Here is a 674-nt window from a genome sequence, read left to right as displayed (position 1 = left end):
CAAGGCGAGCTTCATTTAACGCCTTACGCAGTTGCAGAATTTCAGATTCCAGTTCAGCCACCGTGCGGGAACCAGGAGTACCGAGCCCTTTTCTGGCGGCGGTAACCCATTGTCCTAAAGTGCCTTCAGGAAGGGATAATCGGGAAGCGCCTTCACTGATCGAAAGTTGATTTTCAAGAACCGTTCTGACAGCTTCGGCTTTGAACTCTTTAGAGTAACGTTGGTTTTTTCTGCTCATTATTAGCTCCTTCTGATGCCATTCTATTTCAGGAAGGAGTGTCCGTTAAACTCAGGCTACCTCAGCGCCCTGCAATGTCATCAGCATTCTCATCACCATTCCGCATGATTCTGAGAAACTCAGTTGATTTGGCCAGTAACCTTTCAGATGTTCCGCCATTTTAATCATCTGATATCTCACCAGATTATAAGCCAGTAAGACACCCCACAGCTCTTGCTCCACAAGCTCCGGCTTTTTACTTCTCAGCGTCAGCCTGCTCAGTTGCATCGTCTGTTTTATCTCCCTGTATCCCAGTTCAATTTCCCAGCGATGACTGTACAGATCCGCCATTTCTCCTCCGGGGAAGCGCATGGCGTCCGTCATCGACGTCAGCAGATGGCAGACTTTTCCTTTGCGCGTCACGGTCAGCAGGCGGGCTGTCACTTCATTTCCCAGT

At 49.3% G+C, this 674-nt stretch carries 1 protein-coding gene and 1 pseudogene; both read right to left on the bottom strand.

Annotation, left to right across the window (positions count from 1 at the left end; genetic code table 11):
• Positions 1–238, bottom strand: a 238-nt coding sequence (locus BGK49_RS16705; RefSeq protein ID WP_032335914.1) for a transposase, incomplete at its 3' end; no start/stop codon positions are given.
• 63 nt (positions 239–301) lie between these two features.
• Positions 302–674: pseudogene (locus tag BGK49_RS16700) on the bottom strand (transposase); the annotation flags it as partial.

Source organism: Shigella sp. FC1544 (assembly GCF_001722145.1).
GTDB lineage: Bacteria > Pseudomonadota > Gammaproteobacteria > Enterobacterales > Enterobacteriaceae > Escherichia > Escherichia coli.
This window is presented reverse-complemented; position numbering and strand designations above follow the sequence as displayed.